This is a genomic window from Halorubellus litoreus (assembly GCF_037081675.1).
Taxonomy (GTDB): Archaea; Halobacteriota; Halobacteria; order Halobacteriales; family Natrialbaceae; genus Halorubellus; species Halorubellus litoreus.
Genome location: NZ_JAZAQL010000001.1, coordinates 1,476,491 through 1,495,982 on the forward strand (window position 1 = coordinate 1,476,491; position 19,492 = coordinate 1,495,982).

The 19,492-nt window shown below is 68.3% G+C and carries 18 protein-coding genes; 5 read left to right on the forward strand and 13 right to left on the reverse strand.

The window, feature by feature from the left end; genetic code table 11:
* Positions 1-10: 10 nt before the first annotated feature.
* From VYJ16_RS07360 to argG, 8 genes are all read right to left on the reverse strand, one after another.
* A complete protein-coding gene (locus tag VYJ16_RS07360) occupies positions 11-1,219 on the reverse strand; it encodes a [LysW]-lysine hydrolase (protein ID WP_336349637.1) in 1,209 nt (402 codons plus the stop codon).
* Positions 1,220-1,247: 28 nt separating this feature from the next.
* Positions 1,248-2,378 carry an aspartate aminotransferase family protein gene (locus VYJ16_RS07365; protein ID WP_336349638.1) on the reverse strand — a complete coding sequence of 377 codons (1,131 nt, stop codon included), beginning with the start codon at positions 2,376-2,378 and terminating at the stop codon, positions 1,248-1,250.
* Complete coding sequence (locus tag VYJ16_RS07370) at positions 2,375-3,310, reverse strand: acetylglutamate/acetylaminoadipate kinase (RefSeq protein ID WP_336349639.1); 936 nt, start codon at positions 3,308-3,310, stop codon at positions 2,375-2,377. Before VYJ16_RS07370 ends, VYJ16_RS07365 begins: the two co-directional genes overlap by 4 nt.
* Before the next feature lies 1 nt (position 3,311).
* Positions 3,312-4,385 (reverse strand): N-acetyl-gamma-glutamyl-phosphate reductase, encoded by a 1,074-nt coding sequence (gene argC, locus VYJ16_RS07375; protein WP_336349640.1) that lies wholly within the window; start codon positions 4,383-4,385, stop codon positions 3,312-3,314.
* Positions 4,385-5,296 (reverse strand): lysine biosynthesis protein LysX, encoded by a 912-nt coding sequence (gene lysX, locus VYJ16_RS07380; protein ID WP_336349681.1) that lies wholly within the window; start codon positions 5,294-5,296, stop codon positions 4,385-4,387. Before lysX ends, argC begins: the two co-directional genes overlap by 1 nt.
* Before the next feature lie 97 nt (positions 5,297-5,393).
* The gene (gene lysW / locus VYJ16_RS07385; RefSeq protein WP_166042218.1) at positions 5,394-5,558 is read right to left on the reverse strand and encodes a lysine biosynthesis protein LysW; all 165 of its coding nucleotides are present in this window, start codon (positions 5,556-5,558) and stop codon (positions 5,394-5,396) included.
* Between the two features lie 235 nt (positions 5,559-5,793).
* Positions 5,794-7,368 (reverse strand): argininosuccinate lyase, encoded by a 1,575-nt coding sequence (gene argH / locus VYJ16_RS07390; protein WP_336349641.1) that lies wholly within the window; start codon positions 7,366-7,368, stop codon positions 5,794-5,796.
* Positions 7,368-8,780, reverse strand: a complete 1,413-nt coding sequence (gene argG, locus VYJ16_RS07395; RefSeq protein WP_336349642.1) for an argininosuccinate synthase — start codon at positions 8,778-8,780, stop codon at positions 7,368-7,370. The genes argH and argG overlap by 1 nt, the downstream gene beginning before the upstream one ends.
* 313 nt (positions 8,781-9,093) lie before the next feature.
* Between argG and VYJ16_RS07400 the strand changes: the two genes are divergently transcribed.
* The 4 genes from VYJ16_RS07400 to VYJ16_RS07415 are packed head-to-tail and all read left to right on the forward strand — an operon-like array spanning position 9,094 to position 11,337.
* Positions 9,094-9,288 carry a DUF7554 family protein gene (locus VYJ16_RS07400; RefSeq protein WP_336349643.1) on the forward strand — a complete coding sequence of 65 codons (195 nt, stop codon included), beginning with the start codon at positions 9,094-9,096 and terminating at the stop codon, positions 9,286-9,288.
* A 40-nt stretch (positions 9,289-9,328) separates the two neighbouring features.
* On the forward strand, positions 9,329-9,835 hold the full coding sequence (locus VYJ16_RS07405; protein ID WP_336349644.1) for a 2'-5' RNA ligase family protein: 507 nt from the start codon (positions 9,329-9,331) through the stop codon (positions 9,833-9,835).
* A 48-nt stretch (positions 9,836-9,883) separates the two neighbouring features.
* Entirely contained in the window at positions 9,884-10,561 is a 678-nt protein-coding gene (locus tag VYJ16_RS07410) for a helix-turn-helix domain-containing protein (protein ID WP_336349645.1), read from the forward strand.
* A gap of 38 nt (positions 10,562-10,599) precedes the next feature.
* Positions 10,600-11,337: an SDR family oxidoreductase gene (locus VYJ16_RS07415; RefSeq protein WP_336349646.1), complete on the forward strand. Its 738-nt coding sequence runs from the start codon at positions 10,600-10,602 to the stop codon at positions 11,335-11,337.
* A gap of 111 nt (positions 11,338-11,448) precedes the next feature.
* Here VYJ16_RS07415 and VYJ16_RS07420 read toward each other — a convergent pair whose 3' ends face one another.
* The 5 genes from VYJ16_RS07420 to VYJ16_RS07440 all read right to left on the reverse strand — a co-directional run bounded on the left by VYJ16_RS07420 (position 11,449) and on the right by VYJ16_RS07440 (position 17,755).
* A complete protein-coding gene (locus tag VYJ16_RS07420) occupies positions 11,449-12,414 on the reverse strand; it encodes an oxidoreductase (RefSeq protein WP_336349647.1) in 966 nt (321 codons plus the stop codon).
* A 140-nt stretch (positions 12,415-12,554) separates the two neighbouring features.
* Positions 12,555-13,547, reverse strand: a complete 993-nt coding sequence (locus VYJ16_RS07425; protein ID WP_336349648.1) for an alpha/beta hydrolase — start codon at positions 13,545-13,547, stop codon at positions 12,555-12,557.
* A 210-nt stretch (positions 13,548-13,757) separates the two neighbouring features.
* The gene (locus VYJ16_RS07430) at positions 13,758-15,944 is read right to left on the reverse strand and encodes an ATP-dependent DNA helicase (RefSeq protein WP_336349682.1); all 2,187 of its coding nucleotides are present in this window, start codon (positions 15,942-15,944) and stop codon (positions 13,758-13,760) included.
* Positions 15,945-16,234: 290 nt separating this feature from the next.
* Positions 16,235-17,290 carry a quinone-dependent dihydroorotate dehydrogenase gene (locus VYJ16_RS07435; protein WP_336349649.1) on the reverse strand — a complete coding sequence of 352 codons (1,056 nt, stop codon included), beginning with the start codon at positions 17,288-17,290 and terminating at the stop codon, positions 16,235-16,237.
* A gap of 267 nt (positions 17,291-17,557) precedes the next feature.
* A complete protein-coding gene (locus VYJ16_RS07440; protein WP_166042207.1) occupies positions 17,558-17,755 on the reverse strand; it encodes a hypothetical protein in 198 nt (65 codons plus the stop codon).
* A gap of 228 nt (positions 17,756-17,983) precedes the next feature.
* Here VYJ16_RS07440 and VYJ16_RS07445 point away from each other — a divergent pair, with 228 nt between their 5' ends.
* On the forward strand, positions 17,984-18,292 hold the full coding sequence (locus VYJ16_RS07445; RefSeq protein ID WP_323677795.1) for a non-histone chromosomal MC1 family protein: 309 nt from the start codon (positions 17,984-17,986) through the stop codon (positions 18,290-18,292).
* The last annotated feature ends 1,200 nt before the right edge of the window (positions 18,293-19,492 follow it).

Here is a 19,492-nt window from a genome sequence, read left to right on the forward strand (position 1 = left end):
CCGCTGGTGGTTACTGGAGGTCGCTGGCGACGGATTCGAGGACCGCGACGGCGCGGTCGTAGTCGGCGAGCACGAGGTGTTCGTCGGGCGAGTGGTCGAGCGTGGAGTCGCCGGGGCCGTACGTGGCCACGGGACAGTTCCACGCCGCGTCGTAGAGGTTCGCGTCCGCGGTCCCGGTCTTCCGGAGGAGGCTCGGGTCGCCGCCAGCCTGCCTGATGGCGGTCCGGAACACGCGGCCGAGCTCGGAGCGCGGGCTCGCGACGTGCGGCGGGATGGCGTCGCCGAACTCGACGACGCCGCGCTTGGTCACCTTGTCGACTGTCGCCTCGATGTCGTCCGCGTCGACCCCCGGGGGGATGCGGAACTGGCAGTCGACGGTCGCGGTGACCGCGTTCCCGCCGGGTTCCGTGCCGGCGTCCACCATCACGGGCTTGACCGTCACGGACTCGAACACGCTCGCGTCGTCGCCCGCACTGGCACCGGGGCCGAGCGGGCTCTCGAAGGCGTCCTTGACGTCCTCGACCCACGCGGTCGCGTGCTCGACGGCGTTCAGGTCGGGGAGCGACGAGTGCGCGGCCTCGGTCGCGACCTCGTACGTCGCCGCGACGAACCCGCGGTAGCCGAGCGTGAGCGCCGACCACCCGGAGGGCTCGCCGTTGATGACGACGTCGGGGGCGTCCCGGTCGGCGACGAGGTGGTGCGCGCCACGGCTCGTGGTCTCCTCGCCGACGACGCCGACGAACGACACGCCCGTCTCGACGGCCGCCACGGCCATCGCGGCGAGCGGCCCGGTCGCGTCGACGCTCCCGCGCCCCCACAGCAGCGCGTCGTCGTCGACGAGCGCGGTGCCGTCCGTGGGCAGCGTCACGTCGTCGCCGCCGGCGTCGTTCACGACCGCTTCGGCGTCCGTGAGGTTCGCGTCGGCGTTCGTGAGACAGGTCGGGACGTCGCCGGGGACGGTGTCGACGTGACTCGTGAGGAGCACCGAGTCGTCCGCGGGCGCGCGGACGTTCCCGACGTCGTCGAGCCACACCTCGCGGCCGTGGGACTCGAAGAACGCCGCGAGGCGCTCGGCGGCCGCGGCCTCCTCGCCCGTGGGCGAGGGCGTGGCGACGAGGTCCGCGACGAGTTCGCGCGCTTCGGCCGCGGAGACGTCCGCGGTCGCGACGCCGCCGTCAGCCGCGTCGGCGGTAGCGCCGGTCGCGTCCGCGTTCGCCATCAGGCGGACACCCCCGCTTGACTCGGCATCAGGCGGACACCTCCGCGAGCACGTTCGCGAGCGCGTCGACGACCTCGTCGGCGTGCGCTTCGGTCGCGGTCAGCGGCGGGAGCAGGCGCACGACGGTGCGGCCCGCGGGGAGCGCGAGCACGCCCTCCTGGATGGCGAGGCCCTTCAGGAGGCGGTTCGCGCCGCGCTTGACCTCGACGCCGACCATGAGGCCCTCGCCGCGGACGTCGCGGACGGGGAGCTCCGACAGTTCGTCCTGGAGGTGCCCGCCGACGTCGGCTGCGTTCGCGGCGAGGTCCTCGTTCTCGACGACGTCGAGCGTCGCGGTCGCCGCCGCGGCCACGAGCGGGTTCCCGGAGAACGTCGACCCGTGGCTCGCGGCGCCGTCGGCGACCCAGTCCGCGCACACGGTCGCGCCGAGGGGCAGGCCGCTCGCGAGGCCTTTCGCCGCCGTCAGGATGTCCGGCGTCACGTCCCTGGACTGGCACGCCCAGTGCGTGCCGGTGCGGCCGACGCCCGTCTGGATCTCGTCCAGGACGAGTGCGGCGCCGGCGTCGTCCGTGACGTCCTGTGCGGCCTGCAGGTAGCCCTCGGGCGCGGGATGCACGCCACCCTCGCCCTGGACGGGTTCGAGGATGACCGCCGCGGTCTCCTCGTCCACCGCGTCGGCGAGCGCGTCCTCGTCGCCGTAGTCGACGAACTCGACGCCCGGCATCACGGGCTCGTACGGCGCCTTGTACTTCGCCTTCCACGTCGCCGCGAGCGCGCCCATCGTGCGGCCGTGGAACGCGCGCTTCGCGGCGACGACCTTCTCGCGGCCCGTCGCCGAGCGCGCGAACTTCAACGCCGCCTCGTTCGCTTCCGTCCCCGAATTGCAGAGCCAGACGTTGTCGAGGCCACCGGGCGCGAACTCGGCGAGGCGCTCGTAGAGCACGTCGCGCGTCGCGTTCCCGTAGCTCGCCTGCGCGTACAGCAACTCGCCGGCCTGGGACTTGACGGCGTCCACGACCTCGGGGTGACAGTGCCCGGCGGGCGTGCACGCGTAGCTCGCGCCGAAGTCGAGGTACTCGGTCCCCGAATCGTCGTAGAGGTGGACGTCCTCGCCGCGCTCGATGCTGATGGGTTTCTCCGAGAACACGAACCCGCTCATTGCGCCGACACCTCCGCGTCAGCGTCGTCCTCGGCCGTGTCGTCCGACTGCAGCGCACTGGGGAGTATCGTCGTCGCGTCGCCGTCGAGCGCGCTCGTTACGGGTGCGTCCGCGTTCGCGGTCGCGACCGCGACGCTCGCCGCACCGCCCTCGAGCGCCTCCTCGGCCGCCATGACCTTCTTCGTCATGAACCCTTCAGCGGCGTCCTCGAGGTCGCTCCAGTCTTCGGGTGTCGCGACCTCGTCGATGCGCGTGCTCGCGTCGTCGGGGTCCGCGTAGACCCCGGAGACGTCCGTGAGGACGACGAGGTCCGCGCCGAGCGCGCCAGCGATGGCCGCGGCGGCACGGTCCGCGTCCGCGTTCACGGGCAGCCACTTCGCTCGCGGCTCCTCGTCGTCGCCGCTCGCGCTGTCCGAGGCGCTCCGCGCCTCGCGGTCGCCGTCCTTCCCCGCCATGGGGACGGTCGCGACCGGGGTGTATCCGCCCGCGAGCAGCGTCTCGAGGAGGTCCGCGTTCACTTGCTTGATGGTCCCGGAATGGTCGCCGCGACGGATCTTCTTCTTGCCGTCCTCCTGGACGCGGACCGCGGACTTCCGCGGGCCGGCGAGGAGCTTCCCGTCGACGCCGGACAGTCCGACCGCGTCCACGCCCTCGTTCAGGAGGCCAGCGGTGAGGTCGGTGTTCAGTTTGCCGGGGAGCACCATCTCGAAGACCTCCATCGTGCGCTCGTCCGTGAACCGCCCGACGACCCCACTGGGGGTCTCCACGTACTCGGGCTCCTCGCCGAGCGCCTCCAGAGTCTCGTCCACCGCGGTCGAGCCGCCGTGAACGACGACGACTTGCTCTCCACTGGCGACCAGTTCGGCCACGTCAGCGAGCGCCCCATCCGGGTCGACGGCGCGCGCGCCACCGATCTTGACGACCGTGGTCATCTCAGGGACTCCCCACGGGGTGCAGGCCCGCGAACTCGAGGCCGGCGGTCTCCTCGAACCCGAGCGCGACGTTCGCCGCGTGCACCGCCTGACCGGCGGAGCCCTTGACGACGTTGTCGATGGCGGAGAACACGACGATACGCTCGTTCGACGCGTCCAGTTCGAACCCGACCTCGGCGTGGTTCGTGCCCGCGACCGCCTTCGGTTCCGGGTAGCGGTACGTCCCGGAACCGCCGGCTTGCATGCGGACGAACGGTTCGTCGTCGTACTCGCCGCGGTACGCTCCCCAGAGGTCGCCGTTGCTCACCGGGCCGTCGGGGAAGACGTGACAGGTCGCGCTCGCGCCGCGAACCATGTCCACGGCGTGGCAGGTGAACGAGACGCTCGTGCCGAGCCACTGCTCGATCTCGGCCTCGTGCCGGTGGCCGGTGGGCGCGTACGGGCGGACGACGCCCGAGCGCTCGGCGTGACTGGAGGCTGCGCCGCCGCCGGCGCCGCCCTCGCTGGACCCGACCTTCACGTCCACGACGACGTCCGCGCCGTCGAGGATGCCCGCTTCCGCGAGCGGGTAGAGCCCGAGGATGGTCGCGGTCGCGTTACAGCCACCCGACGCGATGACGTCCGCGCCCGCGAGGTTCTCGCGATTGACCTCGGGGAGCGCGTACTGCGCGACGTCGAGCTTCCCCGGGCAACTGTGGCCGTCGTACCACTCGTCGTACTGCGCCTCGGTGTCGAGACGGAAGTCCGCGGAGAGGTCGACGACGAGTTCCGCGGCGTCCTGGTACTCGTCGATGTGCTCCATCGTGACGCCGTGGGGCGTCGCCGTGAACAGCACGTCCACGCTCTCGAGGTCGCCGGGCTGCGAGAAGCGCAGGTCCGTCCCGCGCAGGGGCGGGTGGACGCTCCCCACGCTCTTCCCGGCGTACTCGCGGCTCGTCGCCTGCGAGAGCTCGAACTCGGGATGCCCGGCGAGCAGGCGCAGGAGCTCGCCGCCCGCGAACCCGCTCGCGCCGACGATACTCGCCGACACCGCCTCGCTGTCGACGTCGACGTCGCCCGTGGGCGTTGCAGCCATCAGTCCGACACCTCCGCGACCGCGTCCTCGACGTCGGCGTCGCCTCCAGCGGCGTCGGCCTTCGCCTCGAGCCAGTCGACGACCTTCGAGGGAACGTCAGTGTCGACGGCCTCGTTCAGGGCCTTGAACTCGACGGTGTGGTTGACCTCGTGGACCGTATAGTTCCAATCGGTCTGGTCGCCGTCGGTTTCCATCAGATCCACGCCCAGCAGGCCGCCGCCGACCGCGTCGCTCGCCATCTCGACGAGCTCCAGAGCCTCGTCGTCGAGCTCGAACGGTTCGGTGTCCGCGCCCTTCGCGGCGTTCGTCAGCCAGTGGTCGCCCGAGCGCGCCATCGCCGCGATGGGCTCGCCGTCGACGGCGAGCACGCGGACGTCGCGACCGGGTTTCTCGACGAACTCCTGGACGTAGAAGACCTTGTGCTCGTAGTGCCCGAGCGTCGCCTTGTGCTCGAGGATGGCCTCCGCGGCGCTCTTCGAGTCGATCTTCGCCATCAGGCGCCCCCACGAGCCCATCACGGGCTTCAGGACGCAGGGGTAGCCGAACTCGTCGATTATCTCCATCGCCGCGTCCGTCGTGAACGCCGTCTTCGTCGTCGGCGTCGGGACGCCCGCGGCCGCGAGCGCGAGCGAGTTCTCGACCTTGTCCGCGCACGTCTCCGCGGTCGCCGCGGAGTTCACGACGGGGACGCCGTACTGCTCGCAGAACTTCGTCGCGTACAGGCTCCGCGAGGTCGCCATGCAGCGGTCGACGACGAGGTCGAGGTCGTCGAACGCCTCAGGGGCCTCGGTGAGGTCGAACGTCTGCTTGCGGACGTCGATCTTCGTGACGTCGTGCCCGCGGTCGCGCAGCTCCGAGAGCAGGAGCTTCTCGTCCTGCCGGATGCGCGAGTAGAGGACGCCGACGTTCACGTCGTCCACCTCGCGTTCGCGGTCTGCGTGGTATCGTCGTCGAGCATCGTCTGGTGCGTGGTCGTCTTGGGGTGTATGGTGGCTGTCGTCTGCACGCTCACTCCCCCCAGTCCTCTTCCAGCTCGGGGGCCTTCTCGAGGACCGGCGGGGAGACGTCTATCACTTCGAGCTCTGCGCCGCAGGTGGTGCAGTCGACGATCTCTCCGGCTTCCGCGTCGTCGTGCAGCGCCACGTCGGCGCCGCACTCGGTGCATGTCGTCATCGTACCCGGTACTCCCGGCGCGAAGAACATAAACCTTCCGAACTTACCAAATATATTATACTACGTAGAGACCACTCTAACGGTGCTGAGAAAGCAAAATTCGCCATCGAACCCGAACCACATATCAGGTTACTTTGAATAGCTGCCCCGTGGTGGGGCTGGTGGCAGTCGGCCTCGCACGCCTCGCAGGTCGACCACGTCCGTCGTCGCCGCCACTCCTGTGACGAGCGCCGTCTCAGACATAGTCGGACACCTCGTCCTGGAGCGTCTCGTGCGCCAGCGCGAGCGCGTCGCGCTTCCCCGTGACGGCCTCCTCGTCCGCAGCGAGCGCGTCCGCCGCGTTCGCGACCTGGGACGCCACCGCCTCGGGGGCCGGGCCGCCGACCGAATCGCGCATCGCGACGTTCGCCGCGGGGTCGAGCGCGTCCGCGACCGTCGCTTCGTCCACGTACGTCTCCATGGACTCGCCGAGGACGTCCTCGACGACCGCCGCGATAGTGTCGACGCTCGGCGCCGACCCATCCGCCTGCTCGCTCGCCGTCGCCAGGACCTCGTGGGCCTGCCGGAACGGCACGTCAGCCATCGCGAGCACGTCAGCGACCGCCGTCGCCGTCGAGAACCCTTCGCCAGCAGCCTCGGCGAGCGCCTCGCTCGGCCACTCGGCGGTCGCCACCGCACCCGCCGCGACCGACGTCGCCTCGGTGACCGCATCCACGGTCGACCACACGTGCGGCGTCGCCGACTGGAGGTCGCGGTTGTACGCACGCGGCAGGCCCTTCAGCGTCGACAGCAAGCCATTGAGTCCGGCGCTCGCGTCGCCCGCGGTCGCGCGAACGAGCTCGAGCGTGTCCGGGTTCTTCTTCTGGGGCATGATCGACGAGGTCGACGAGTACGCGTCGTCGAGCTCGACGAACCCGCGGTTCGCGAAGATCACGAGGTCCTCCGCGAGCCCCGACAGGTGCGTCGCGACGCTCGCGAGCGCCGACGCGACCTCCACGAGGTGGTCGCGGGCCGCGACCGCGTCCGTCGCGTTCTCGACGAGTCCCGCGAACCCGAGCAGTTCCGCGGTACGGTCGCGGTCCACGTCGAACGGCGTCCCCGCGAACGCCGCCGCACCCAGCGGGGACTCGTTCACGCGCTCGTACGCGTCCAGCAAGCGGTCGGCGTCGCGAGCGAGCGCGCCAGCGTACGAGAGCGCCCAGTGCCCGACCGTCGTCGGCTGCGCCGACTGCAGGTGCGTATAGCCCGGCATCAGCGTCTCGCCCTCCGCGTCCGCGACCTCGACGAGCGCCGCACGCGCGTCGTTCACCGCGTCGAGCGCAGCGAGCACGTCCTCGCGCAGGCGATAGCGGATGCACGTCGCGACCTCGTCGTTCCGCGACCGCGCGGTATGCATCTTCCCGCCGACGTCGCCAGCGATGGCGATGACCTTCGACTCGATCGCCTCGTGGACGTCCTCGCCATCGGGCAATTCCTTGTGCTCCTCGACCTCCACGACGTTCAACGCCTGCAGTATCTGGCCGGCCTCGTCGTCGCCGACGATACCCTGTTCCGCGAGCATCACGACGTGCGCGCGGTCGACCGCCAGGTCCGCCTCGAAGATGCGTTCGTCCGCCGCCATCGACGACAGGAACCCGCGCGCCGGCCCGCCACTGAAGCGCTCGCCGCGGACCGCCGTCCCGCCGTCCGTCGCACCCGAGCCAGTCCCGCCGACAGCGTCGCCGTCGGCGCCCTCGCCGAGCGCGTCCCCGGTGCTATCGCTGGCGTCACCGGTCGTCTTCGCCGTGCGGTTGTCGCGGAACTCCGTCATCAGTCGTCAGCAGTGAGCGTCGTCTCCTCGGTCGACTCCTCGGACTCGGTCGCCGAGCCAGCCGAGTTCGCGAGACGGTCCTGGAACCCGTGGTACTTCGCGACGCCCGTCGCGTCCGCCTGCTCGATACCGTCCACGGTCGACGTGTCGAACGACGCCGCCGACTCCGAGTACACCGCGTGCTCGCTGTCGCGACCGACCGCGCGCGCCTGGCCCGCCGCGAGCTTCACCGTCACCGTCCCCTCCGTCTTCTCGCTCACGACGTCGAGGAACCCACCGAGCGCCTGCGAGAGCGGCGAATGCACGAGGCCCTCGTAGGCCTTCTGCCCCCACTCGTCGTCCACGGTCGCCTTGAAGTCGCGCTCGTCCTTCGTCAATACGAGACCCTCCAGGGACTCGTGCGCGGCGTGCAGCACGGTCGCGGCGGGGTGCTCGTAGTTCTCGCGCACTTTGAGGCCGAGCATGCGGTCCTCCATCATGTCCGTGCGGCCGACGCCGTACGCGCCGGCGAGCGCGTTCAGGTACTCGATGACCGCGACCGGCTCCCCGGTCGCGATGGCGCTCTTCGCCTCGTCCGCGTCAGCGGCCGCCGTCACCGCGTCCGCGGCCGTCTCCTGCACGGACTCGGGGCCCTCGAGCACCGAGACGCCCGTCGGGAGCCCGTTCGCGAACCCGATCTGGACGAGCGTCGGCGCCGTCACCTTGCCGGGCTCGGTCGTCCAATCGTAGATGTCCTCCGGCGGCACGTACGCCGGGTCCTCGAGATCCTTGCCCTCGACCGAGCGACTCCAGAGGTTCGTGTCGATACTCCAGTCGCCCTCGTTCCCGCCCTCCACCGGGAGGTCGAGTTCCGCCGCGTACGCCTGCTCGAACTCGCGCGTCAACCCGAGCTCGCGAACCGGTGCGATGACCGCCATGTCCGTGTCGCGCCACACCGCCTCGAAACGCAACTGGTCGTTACCCTTCCCCGTGCAACCGTGCGCGACCGCGTCCGCGCCGACATCCTGGGCGACCTCGGCGATCGCCTCCGCGATGACCGGGCGCGCGAGCGCCGTCCCGAGCGGGTACCCCTGGTAGGTCGCGTTCGCCGTCACGGACTCGAAGCAGAGGTCCGCGAACTCGGCCTTCGCGTCGACCACGTAGTGCTCGAGGTCGAGCGCCTCGGCGGTCTCCTCCGCCTCCACGAACTCCGCGTGAGGCTGGCCGACGTCGACCGTGACGCCCACGACCTCGTCGTACCCGTAGAGGTCCTCGAGGAGGGGGACGCAGACCGTCGTGTCGAGGCCGCCCGAGAACGCGAGCGCGACCGTGCCCCCGTCTACCTTCTCTACGTGCGTCGTGTCGAGGTTGTCTTCCGCGTACTGTGCGCCGGTGGCTGCCGTGTCGTCGTGCGTGGTATCGTCGTGTGTCATGTGGTGTCGATGTTCGTGACGGCGGAACCCCCGCCGTCGAAGTGGTCGAAGTGCAATGCGCCGCGAGTCGAGAAAGTAGTGTAAGTGGCCCTAACGGGCCGGTCGCGGCGTTCGAAGGGACACGGCAGCACCGCTCGCGGAGACCGCGAACGCAGACGTACGGTGCTGAACCATCGTGAAGATACATACTGGGTACATACTACTAAAGCTTGGCGGGCCGGCAAGGCTTGACCGCCACACGTGCACGATAACTCGTCACACACTACCGTGACTTTGCCGGGTCTTTAAGCCGATAGCCCCAGTGAGACCGCATATGCTCGATAATCGCGCCGGAATCGAGGTCGAGGACCTCCTCAAGATCGTCCTCGTCCTCGTCGTCGTCTGGATCGTCCTCGAGATACTCGGGATGATACTCGGCACCATCGGCTGGCTGCTCGGCCCCCTCCAGCCGCTCCTCGGTGTCGTCATCCTCATCCTCATCGTCCTCTGGCTGCTCGACCGGCTCTGAAACCACACGACATTAGGCCGCACCGACGCAACGAACGCACGTGTACAGCCTGAACGTCCCCGTCCCGGGACGCGTCCGCCGGCTCGCGAGCGACCTCCACCCCCAGCTCGTCGAGTTCGCACACCACCCCAGCGACCACACGCTCCTCGCGAAACGCCTCGACGCCAGCACGCCCAGCGACCGCCACCGCGTCCAACGCCAGGTACGGAACGCACTCGGCGGCCTCCCGCCGTTCGCCGTCCGCATCGACGGCATCGACTACTTCGCGAACCCGACCTCCGGCACCGGCCCCGTCGTCTACCTCACCGTCGACTCCCCCGGCCTCCAGGACGCCCACGACCGCCTCGTCGACGAACTCGGGAGCCTCCCAGGTCTCGGCGGCGACGACTACGTCCCCCACGTCACCCTCGCCCGCGACGGCCCCACCGACGCCGCCGAACGCGCCGCCAGCATCGACGTCGAATCAATCGAATGGACCGTCGAACGCCTCGAATTCTACGACGCCCACCTCGAGGAACCAGCCGGCGAGATACGCCTCCCCGCCTGAAGCACCCAAGCCACCGTAGATTATGCCACTCGACACCGTTCGCCCGGTATGGCAATCGTCGCAGAGATCCTGCTCGCCGACCCCACGCTCCCCCTGGTCGACCTCGCGCGAGCGCTCCCGAGCCCCGAGATATCGGTCGCCAACACCGTGCCACTCGAAGACGGAACGCATCTCGTCACCGTCAGCGTCGACGACGAGTCCAGAGCGGTCTTCGAGCGAGAGCTGGACGCACAACCCGAACTCACCGACGTCGCGCCCATCGGCCAGACCGCAGACGGCTGGTTCTACCAGGTGACCATCGACGGCGCGTCCGACCTGTTCGCCTCCCACAATCCCTCGGAGTTCGAAGGCGTGCTCCTGGAGGCCGCGGTCACCGGTGAGGGACTGCGAGAACTGAAGGTGTTCTCGAACTACGAGGCGTTCAGCACGCTCCGAGACAGATGCGAGGTGCACGGGATCCCCTTCGAGCTGTTGAACATCGCATCCGACCCCGAGAACCCCGGCGAACGCGACAGGTTCGGACTCACCGAGAAGCAGTACCGGGCGCTCTCCATCGCATTCGCGGGCGGCTACTACGACTCCCCGCGCGGGATGTCGACCCAGGAACTCGCCGCCGAACTCGACATCACCGCTCCCTCCGCGTCGGACCTCATCCGTCGCGCCGAACAGCAACTCATCAGTCAGACCCTCGGCCCCGAACAGTATTTAAACGAACTTACAGTCTAGCGTGGTTCTCTCCTCGGTGCAGCCAGTACTCTCGGGTGATGTCAGAGATAGCCGACGACGTCGCGATCGTCACCGGTGCGTCCTCCGGAATCGGTGAAGCAACCGCCGAAGCGCTCGCAGCCGAAGGCGCAACGGTCGTCCTCGCCGCTCGCCGCGAAGACGAACTGCACGCGCTCGCCGACCGCATCGAGTCGAACGGCGGCGACGCCCTCGTCGTCCCCACCGACGTCACCGACGAGGACGACATCGACTCCCTCGTCGAGACGACCACGGACGAGTACGGTCGCATCGACATCCTCGTCAACAACGCCGGCGTGATGCTCGTCGAACCGCTCGAACGCGCCCAGCGGTCGAACCTCCGGCAGATGGTCGAGGTCAACCTCCTCGGACTGATGAACCTCACCCACGCTGCGCTGCCGGTCATGCAGGACCAGGAGACGGGGCACGTCGTCAACGTCTCCTCGGTCGCCGGTCGCTTCGCCTCCGAGAACTTCAGCGGGTACAACGGGACGAAGTTCGGCGTCAACGGATTCACCGAAGCACTCCGGAAGGAGGTCACGACCCAGCACATCCGGACGACGGTCGTGGAACCCGGCGCGGTCGAGACGGAACTCCCGACGCACATCACCGACGACCAGATACTCGAAGAGCTCGCCGACATAGAGATGCCCACGCTCGACCCCGAGGACATCGCACGCGGCATCGTGTACGCCACGACCCAGCCCGAGCACGTCGACGTGAACGAACTCCTCATCCGGCCGACCGGACAGACGTAGTCCGAGGGTACCGGCACGCCATCCACCGCCACCCCTCACGCGCCACCACCCCTCTCTCCAGCACGCTACTCGCTTCCGCGCCACGAACCGGACCGGCCGCTGCGTTGGATACTACGCGACCAGCTTCGACTCGACGTCGAACGCGACGCCCGTCATCTCCTCGGAGACCGTCCACAGTCGGTGTGCCGTCTCGTGGTCGTACGACTTCGCGTTCGACGTGACCCGAGTCGGACTTCCTCGCATCTCCATGAAGCCGTCCGGGCCGAAGTAGTGACCGCCATCGACGTTCTCGGCGGTTGCGGCGTAGAGCGTCGGCAGCGCACCCTCCGCGGCCGACTGCCCGAAGATAGCGTTCCCGATGCGACCGAGTACCCGCCGAGCGAACGAGGTCCCCATCTCGGAGTCACCGGCCTGGAGTCCGGTCGCCGACCAGCCCGGGTGTGCCGCGACGGCAATCGTATCGAGGTCACCCGCACGGAGTCGACGGTCGAGCTCGTAGGTGAACAGCAGGTTCGCGAGCTTGCTCCGGCCGTACGCCTCGAATCGACTGTACGACTCTCTGCGATCGAGGTCGTCGAAATCGACGTCGCCGTTCCGGTGAGCCCCACTGCTCACGGTGACGACCCGCGTCTCCCCGTTCGTCTCCACGATGCGATCCAGGAGCAACCCGGTGAGCGCGAAGTGCCCGAGGTGGTTCACGCCGAACTGGCGTTCGAACCCGTCCTCGGTCGTCGAATACGGCGGAAACATGACGCCCGCGTTGTTGACGAGCACGTCGAGACGGTCGAACGCTGCCTCGAACTCGGACGCGAACGAGCGAATCGAATCCAGACTACCCAGGTCGAGCTCGAGGACGGTCACCGACGCGTCGTCGACGGCCGACTCGATCTCTCGCCGCGCCCGACTCGCCCTGTCGAGGCTTCGACAGGCCATGACGACGTGCGCGCCCTTCCGGGCGAACGCGCTGGCGTTCTCGAACCCGAGTCCGCTGTTCGCGCCGGTGACGACGACCGTGCGACCCGACTGGTCGGGCATCGCTTCCGCGGTCCACTCTCCTGATGGTCTCTCCGACGTCATTACGACGTCCAATGCCGAGCGAAGCGGAGAAACTGATGCTAACCTGAAAGCCCATTTTTATGCTCTCGGGCTTGCGACAGCCCCCGCCGCGGGCGACGGTCGACGCGGGACTTCATCGAGGCGAACGCGACGACGCCACGCTACCAGAGGTGCTCGCGGAGGAACTCGCGCTGCCGTCGCTCGTAGCGGTCGCCCCAGTCGCCAGCGTACGGCGTCACGTGCGCACCGCCCTCGCCCGTCACGAGCGACACCGGCATCCCCGCGTCCTCGGCCGCCGCGACGTACCGCTCGGCCTGCCGGTACGGGACGACGCGGTCCGCCGTCCCGTGATACAGGAGCGCCGGCGCGTCGCTCGCGTCCAGGTGCGTGACCGGCGACGCCTGCGTCCGCTGAGGCTCGCACGCCTGGTCTTCGCAGCCGAGGAACCGGCGGACGAGCGTCCCGCCGACCCCACCGTCCTCGACCCCGAAGTCGTACACGCCACTCACCGACACCACGCACGACGCGCGCGCCGCGCGAGCGCTCACGCCCGCCGGCCGCAAGTTCGAGACGTCCGGAGCCGCCGCAACCAGCGTCGACAGGTGCCCGCCCGCCGACTCCCCCGTCAACCCGACCGCATCCGGGTCCACGCCCAGCGCGTCCGCGTGCTCGCGGCACCACGCCATCGCCGCCACCACGTCCCGAACCGGGCCCGGGAACGACGCCTCGTCACTCAACCGATACCCGACCGACGCGAACGCAGCCCCCTCCGAGAGCGGCACGCGCCTGAACCGCCCACCGCCCTTCGATCCGAACGCCCACGCCCCACCGTGGACGTGCACCACGAGCGGCACCGGCCCCTCCACGTCCCGCGGCCGATAGTAATCCAACAACAACCGCCCGTCCTCCGTGTCGCGGAACTGCACGTCCCGGTACACCGTCGCCAACTCCGTCTCCGCATCCGGGTCCCCGAGCAGCTCCGACTCCGCCGTCGCGGTCTCCGTCAGCGTCTCCGTCACCGACGTCGCCCGCGTCGTCGACCCACCGTCGGTCGCCGTCCCCGTCGTCCCAGTACCACGCCCCGCACACCCGGCCACGCCAGTCGCCCCAGCGACCCCGAGCGCCCGCAGCCAACGCCGTCGCTCCCAACCCATCGTTCCACCATACCGCCGACTCGAACAAAGACGCACCGGTCGCAGAAACGCAGATCGCGGGCGAGTGGTCCGGGCCGTACGCGCCACAACCACCTTTTGTCGACCCGCTCCCTGCGGCTCACGGACTCCGTCTGTTCACCATCGAGGCGACTCCGTCGCCTCGCTTCGCTCGCGGGTCGCAAAACGCGGGCGAAAAGCCAACGCGGAAGCTCAGGGCGCGGGCGGGCCGTCGGGCCCGTACGCGTCCATGTCTTGATAGAAGTTCAGCATCGCGAACTTGAGTTTCGTCGGGCCGATGTCGACCATCTCCTCGCGCTCGTGGCTCGGGAACGTATCGTGGACGCTGTACTTCCCCATCTCGTGCTCGCTCTTCGCCGTGTAGCGTTCGTCCAGCAGCACGCGCACGCCGAAGTCCTCCGGCGACCGGATGACGCGGCCGAGCGCCTGCCGGGTCTTCCGGACCGTCGGGATCTCCACCGCGTACCGCCAGCCGTCCTGCTCCGGGTCACGGTTCCCGAACGCCTCCCCGTACGCGCGCTGGACCGCCTCAGCCCGGTCGTCGAGATGCGGGTACGGCACGCCGACGACCACGACCGACCGCGCGTCGTCACCGTCGAAACTCACGCCCTCCGCCAAGGTCCCCCAGAGCGACGTCAACAAGACTGCATCGTCGTCGTTCGTGAACGCCGTCCGCGCATCCTCCGCACTCACACCCGCCTCGTCCAGGTACACCGTCGAATCGACCTTCGGGTGCTCGCGGAGCCGCTGCGCGTACCGCTCCGCCTCCGCGTAGTTCGGGAAGAACGCCAGCGTGTTCCCCGGCGTGAACCGCACCACGTCCGCGAGCGTCTCCCCGTACCGCTCCTGCACGGGAACCTTGTCGCGCTTACTCGCGAACAACGCCGGCGTCCCCACCGCGAACGTCCGCCGACGCTCCTGCGGGAACGACAACCCGTACTCCATCTCCACCGGCGACTGCAGCCCCAGGACCTCGCCCGCGACGCCGAACGGCTGCAAGGTCGCACTCATCAGGACGTTCGCGTGCGTCTCCCCGAACAACTCGCTCGTCACGTCCTGCGGGATGCACGTGTACAACTCCACGCGCCCGTACACGTCGTCGGTTCCCTGGTCGCGCCGCACCGCCGACACCGGGTACTTCCCCTGCTCGGTCGACTCCTGCATCCACGACCCCACGAACCGCGCCGCCTGCAAGGTCTGGCACTCCTGGCGCGTCGTCGCCTCCCCGCGCTTGTACGCCTCCTCGTACTCGTCGTCCAACTCCTGGCCGAACTGCACCGCCGCCTCCAAGTCCTGCTGGTAGCCCTGGCCCGTGTACCCCTGGAGGAACGCCATCGTGAGGTCGTCGCGGCCGTCGTCGTTCGCGATAGTGACGTCCTCCCAGTCCTCGCCCACGCGCTCGCGCTCCCCGAACCCCATCGCGTCCTCGTACGTCTCCACGAGCGCATCCCGGAACGCCCCGAGGACGTTCGACGCACGGTCCGCACGCGGGTCGTCGCTGTCCGCGGACTCCTCCAGTGCACTGTCGAGCGTCTGCTCCGTGAGCGTCCGCGTCGCGTGGTCTCGCGCAGCGTCCTCGACGTTGTGCGCCTCGTCGAACACCGTGATGACCTCCCCGGGGTCGCGGCCGAGCCACCGGAAGAACTGCTCGCGGATCATCGGATCCAGGAGATGATGATAGTTCGCGACGACGAGGTCAACGCCCTCGATGCCCTCCTTCAATAGCTCGTACCCACAGAACCCCTGCGCGCCCGCGTGCTCGAAGATCTCCTCGGGCGTCCGCACGTCCGAGAACAACCACTCGTAGAACCCGTCCGTGTCCGCAGTGAGATTCTGGAGGTAGTGATCGCAGACGTTCGCGTCGTCCACGTCCTCGATCGCACCCTGGAGGGACTGGATCTCGTTCACGACCGCCGCCCGTGCCTCCTGGGCCTCCTGCGCGGCCTGCGAGCCGTCGTCGCCCTCGCGGACCTCCTCCAGCAGCTCCTCCTGGCGCTCCTCCAACTGCTCGACGTCCTCGCGCTTGTCCACGAGGTCACGCGTCGTATCCCGTAACGCCTGGCACTCCTCGTACCCGACGTCGATGTGGCACATCGACGCCTTCCCCTTGAACACGACCGCGCGAATCGCCTCCTCGCGCGTTATCTCGCTCGCCTCCGTCACGAACTGACGCATCTGCTGGTGGACGTCCGTCGTGATGACCACCGTCTTCCCCGCCTCCCGCGCGTACTCGAGCGCCGGCACGAGCGCCGACAGCGTCTTCCCCGTCCCACACGCCCCCTCGAAGAGGACGTCCTGGCCACGCGAGAGCGCGTTGTAGATGCGGTCCATCGCCTCCCGCTGGTTCGCGTACGGCTCGTCGTACGGGAAGAACCGCATGTACGCGTCCGTGTCCGCAGTCACACCAACGCGTTGCGCGCAATCAGGCAAAAGGGTTCGCCCGACTGCTCGCACGAGCATCCGGCGGCCTCCAGGCCGCCGGTTCTCCTCGAGGCGTGCGAGCATCCACATCCGCGGTCCGCCAGGGCCGCGGTTCCTGTTCGGACGCTCGCACGAGCATCCGACGTCCGCGAGGCCGCCGGTTCTCCTCGAGGCGTGCGAGCACGAGTCGCTGGAGGCTCGGAGGTTCCTGGTTCGCGATGCCGCGGTATCACTCGTGGGAAGGCGGCTTACAGGTCCGCGCCGACCGCGTCGGTGACGGTGTCGAACCCGTCGCGTTCCAGTAACTCGACGAGTCCGCGGTTGATGTCCCGTGCAAGTCCTGGGCCCTCGTAGACGAGTGCCGTGTACAACTGGACGAGCGATGCGCCTGCGCGGATCTTCGCGTACGCACCCTCGGCGTCCGACACGCCACCGACGCCGACCACGGGGACGTCCGTGCGCTCGGCGACGAACCGCACGAGTCGCGTCGACGCATCCTCGATCGGTTTCCCGGACAAACCGCCGGTCTCACTCGCGTGCGCGCTCGCGAGAGACTCCGGGCGGTCGGTCGTCGTGTTCACCGCCACCACGCCGTCGAGGTCGAACTCGTCGACGAGGTCGAGCGCGTCCTCGAGCGCCGGCTCGGGGAGGTCCGGCGAGAGCTTCACGAGGAGCGGACTCGCGCCCGCCTCGACCAGCTCGCGGAAGATCGCCGCCAGCTCGTCCTTGTTCTGGAGGTCGCGGAACCCCTCCGAGTTCGGGCACGACACGTTCACGACGAAGAAATCACCGCCCTCGGCCACGCGCTCGTACGTGTACCGGTAATCGGCGGGTGCGTCAGCCATCGACGCCACCTCCGACTTCGCGAGGTTCACGCCCACCGGGACCGACGCCGCCACGTCCTCGCGGAGGCGTCGCCCCACCGCGTCCGCCCCCTGGTTGTTGAGGCCCATCCGGTTCACGATCGCCTCGTCCTCCCGCAGACGGAACATCCGCGGGCGCGGATTCCCCGGCTGGGCCTCCGCAGTCACCCCACCGACCTCGACGAACCCGAACCCAAGCGCTGCCAGGCCACCAACGACCCCCGCGTTCTTATCGAACCCGGCAGCCACACCGACCGGATTCGGGAACGACTCACCGAACGCCGCCACCCGCAACCGGTCGTCGTCCACCACGAACCGCCGCCGCAGGACCGACGCGACAGGCGTCCCGTCGACCGCACGCAGCGCCGACTTCCCGACCCCATGCGCCGTCTCCGCCGGCAACGAGAACAACAACGGCCGAACGGCGTCGTAGAACGTCATCAATCGTCACGCGGCGGCGAACGTGCATAAACGTCCCGGGAACTGCCCGCACGAGCATACGGCGCCCGCTCGGGCGCCGTTTCTGGGGTGACTGCCCGTACGAGCGCATCCGACGTCCGCCAGGACGTCGGTTCGGCGGTGGAGCGAGAATCGACTGTGAGAGCATCCGGCGACCGCCAGGTAGCTAGTGGTCTCAGAGAACCCGCATACCGAGGGACGCGTCGCTCGCTGGGTGACGGTGCGGAGGATACGACGGCGACTGGTACGTTAGAACTCGTGTTCGACTTCGTCCTGGTCGGCCTTCTGGATGATTATCTTCCCATCCCGTACGCGCACGAACACCTCATCGCCGATGTCCATCCCCGCAACCGCCAGTTCGTCCTCGTGGAGGTTGATGTGGACGTTGTGGTACTCGCCGTTCTCGTCTTTCGCGCCACTCGGGCTCAACTTCTTTTTCCGTACCATCGCCGAGGTCTAGTTCGACTGTTCGCTACAGCACGTACTTAAGTGTTTTCTACACCGCAGGCGTCGGGGTGACCGCGCGCGAGCAATCTCAGCCCCGTATCACCCCCGATTCCAGCCGATATCACACCCCTGTTACCCCCTCCCTTTATCAATGGTTCCGTCGCCGTCCCCCGATTCCGGGGATATCTTTATGGTTGGCCGTGTGTTCCTTTGGCATGGAGCGAAATCATGGTACGTGAAGATGGAAAGCGCAATTTCGCGCTTCGAGACCAGAGTGGCGAGGAAACCAGCGTGTTCTCAGGCAACACGCCCCGACAAGCAGCACTGAAGGCAGCACGACGCCTCGAACCAGCACAAGGCGAAGAGAACGCCGAGAAGACCGAACTCCGGCTCCGAGAGAAAGGCACCGACAAAGTCCACATCTACGACGGCTGGGCCTGGAACGAACAAGCCCCAGACGACAAACCCGACTGGATGCCCGACGAGATCACCGAAGCCAACGTCTCGAAGAAACGGATCGAACACCTCGAAGAATAAAACTCCCCCGCCTTTCTCGACCGACACGCATACGACCCCCGAGGGCGAACCTCGCCACCGCGCGGGCACCACCCGACCCGACCGACCGCACCACGCGTGGAATGACCCGTCGGCCTCCACCCGCGCGACACAACACACCACCAGCAGTCGGTACGTCCCACGCACCAGCAACCACCGCCAGCAGTCGGTACGTCCCACGCACCAGCAACCACCGCCAGCAGTCGGTACGTCCCACGCACCAGCAACCACGGCGTCGACAACCAACCACACCTCACGCACGCGAAAGACCACGAAACTACCAACACAGCGCAGCTACAGGTCCAGCCGCTCCCCAGCCGCCACCAGTCACACTCGACGCCGAACCACCCCAGGGCCAACACCGACCCGGACCCAGCCGGACACACACGCCCCGTTCCACCCCCAGCATCCAACAGACACGCCCCACACCAACCGATCCCCTCCCTGGGCCACCACCACGCGTCACCTCACCGACGCTCATTCATATAACTCATCACGCGTACGCGCGGACCAGGAAACCATGCGAAACCGCCCCACGTGAACCCGATGACAATGGCCGAACGGAACGACGGCCTTAAATGTATCACTCCCATCGGTATAGATGCGAACAAGGTGGCGCACGACGCCACCCCCTCCGGCCGCGACCCGGCACGGAGGCAGGAACGCCCCGGTCCACACACGGGACATCAACGAAACGACGCCCTTAAGTAAAACAGGCGATTTTGTTGTGACGTGAACGCCCCGCCGGAATGAACTTCGGCGTTGGGCGAGTCCGACGCCCTTAAGTGGACACGGGGATTCGGATACGACGCACACGACACACCGAGATTCGGGGCACGTTCAACTCGTGCCCCAATCCCGGACGTGTTCGGCGAATACCACTCGCCGAACGGAGCAACTCCGAAGGGCTTATGTCCCTTCCCGGAATATGCTCAAGTCCGGAAGGAAATGAGGATTCCGCCCCTGCGGTCCGCCGTCAAGACGGAATCTGATGTTAGCCCTGGTAGTTCGGTGACGCCCGATCGGCCGACTCGATCTGGATCACCGAACTCGGACCACGCAATGCAATAGATGGAACACACTCTATTCGAGTGTGTCCCGCCATACCCCCCGAGCCTTGAGCTCGGGACCATTCCGGTTGATCCTGCCGGAGGCCATTGCTATCGGAGTTCGATTTAGCCA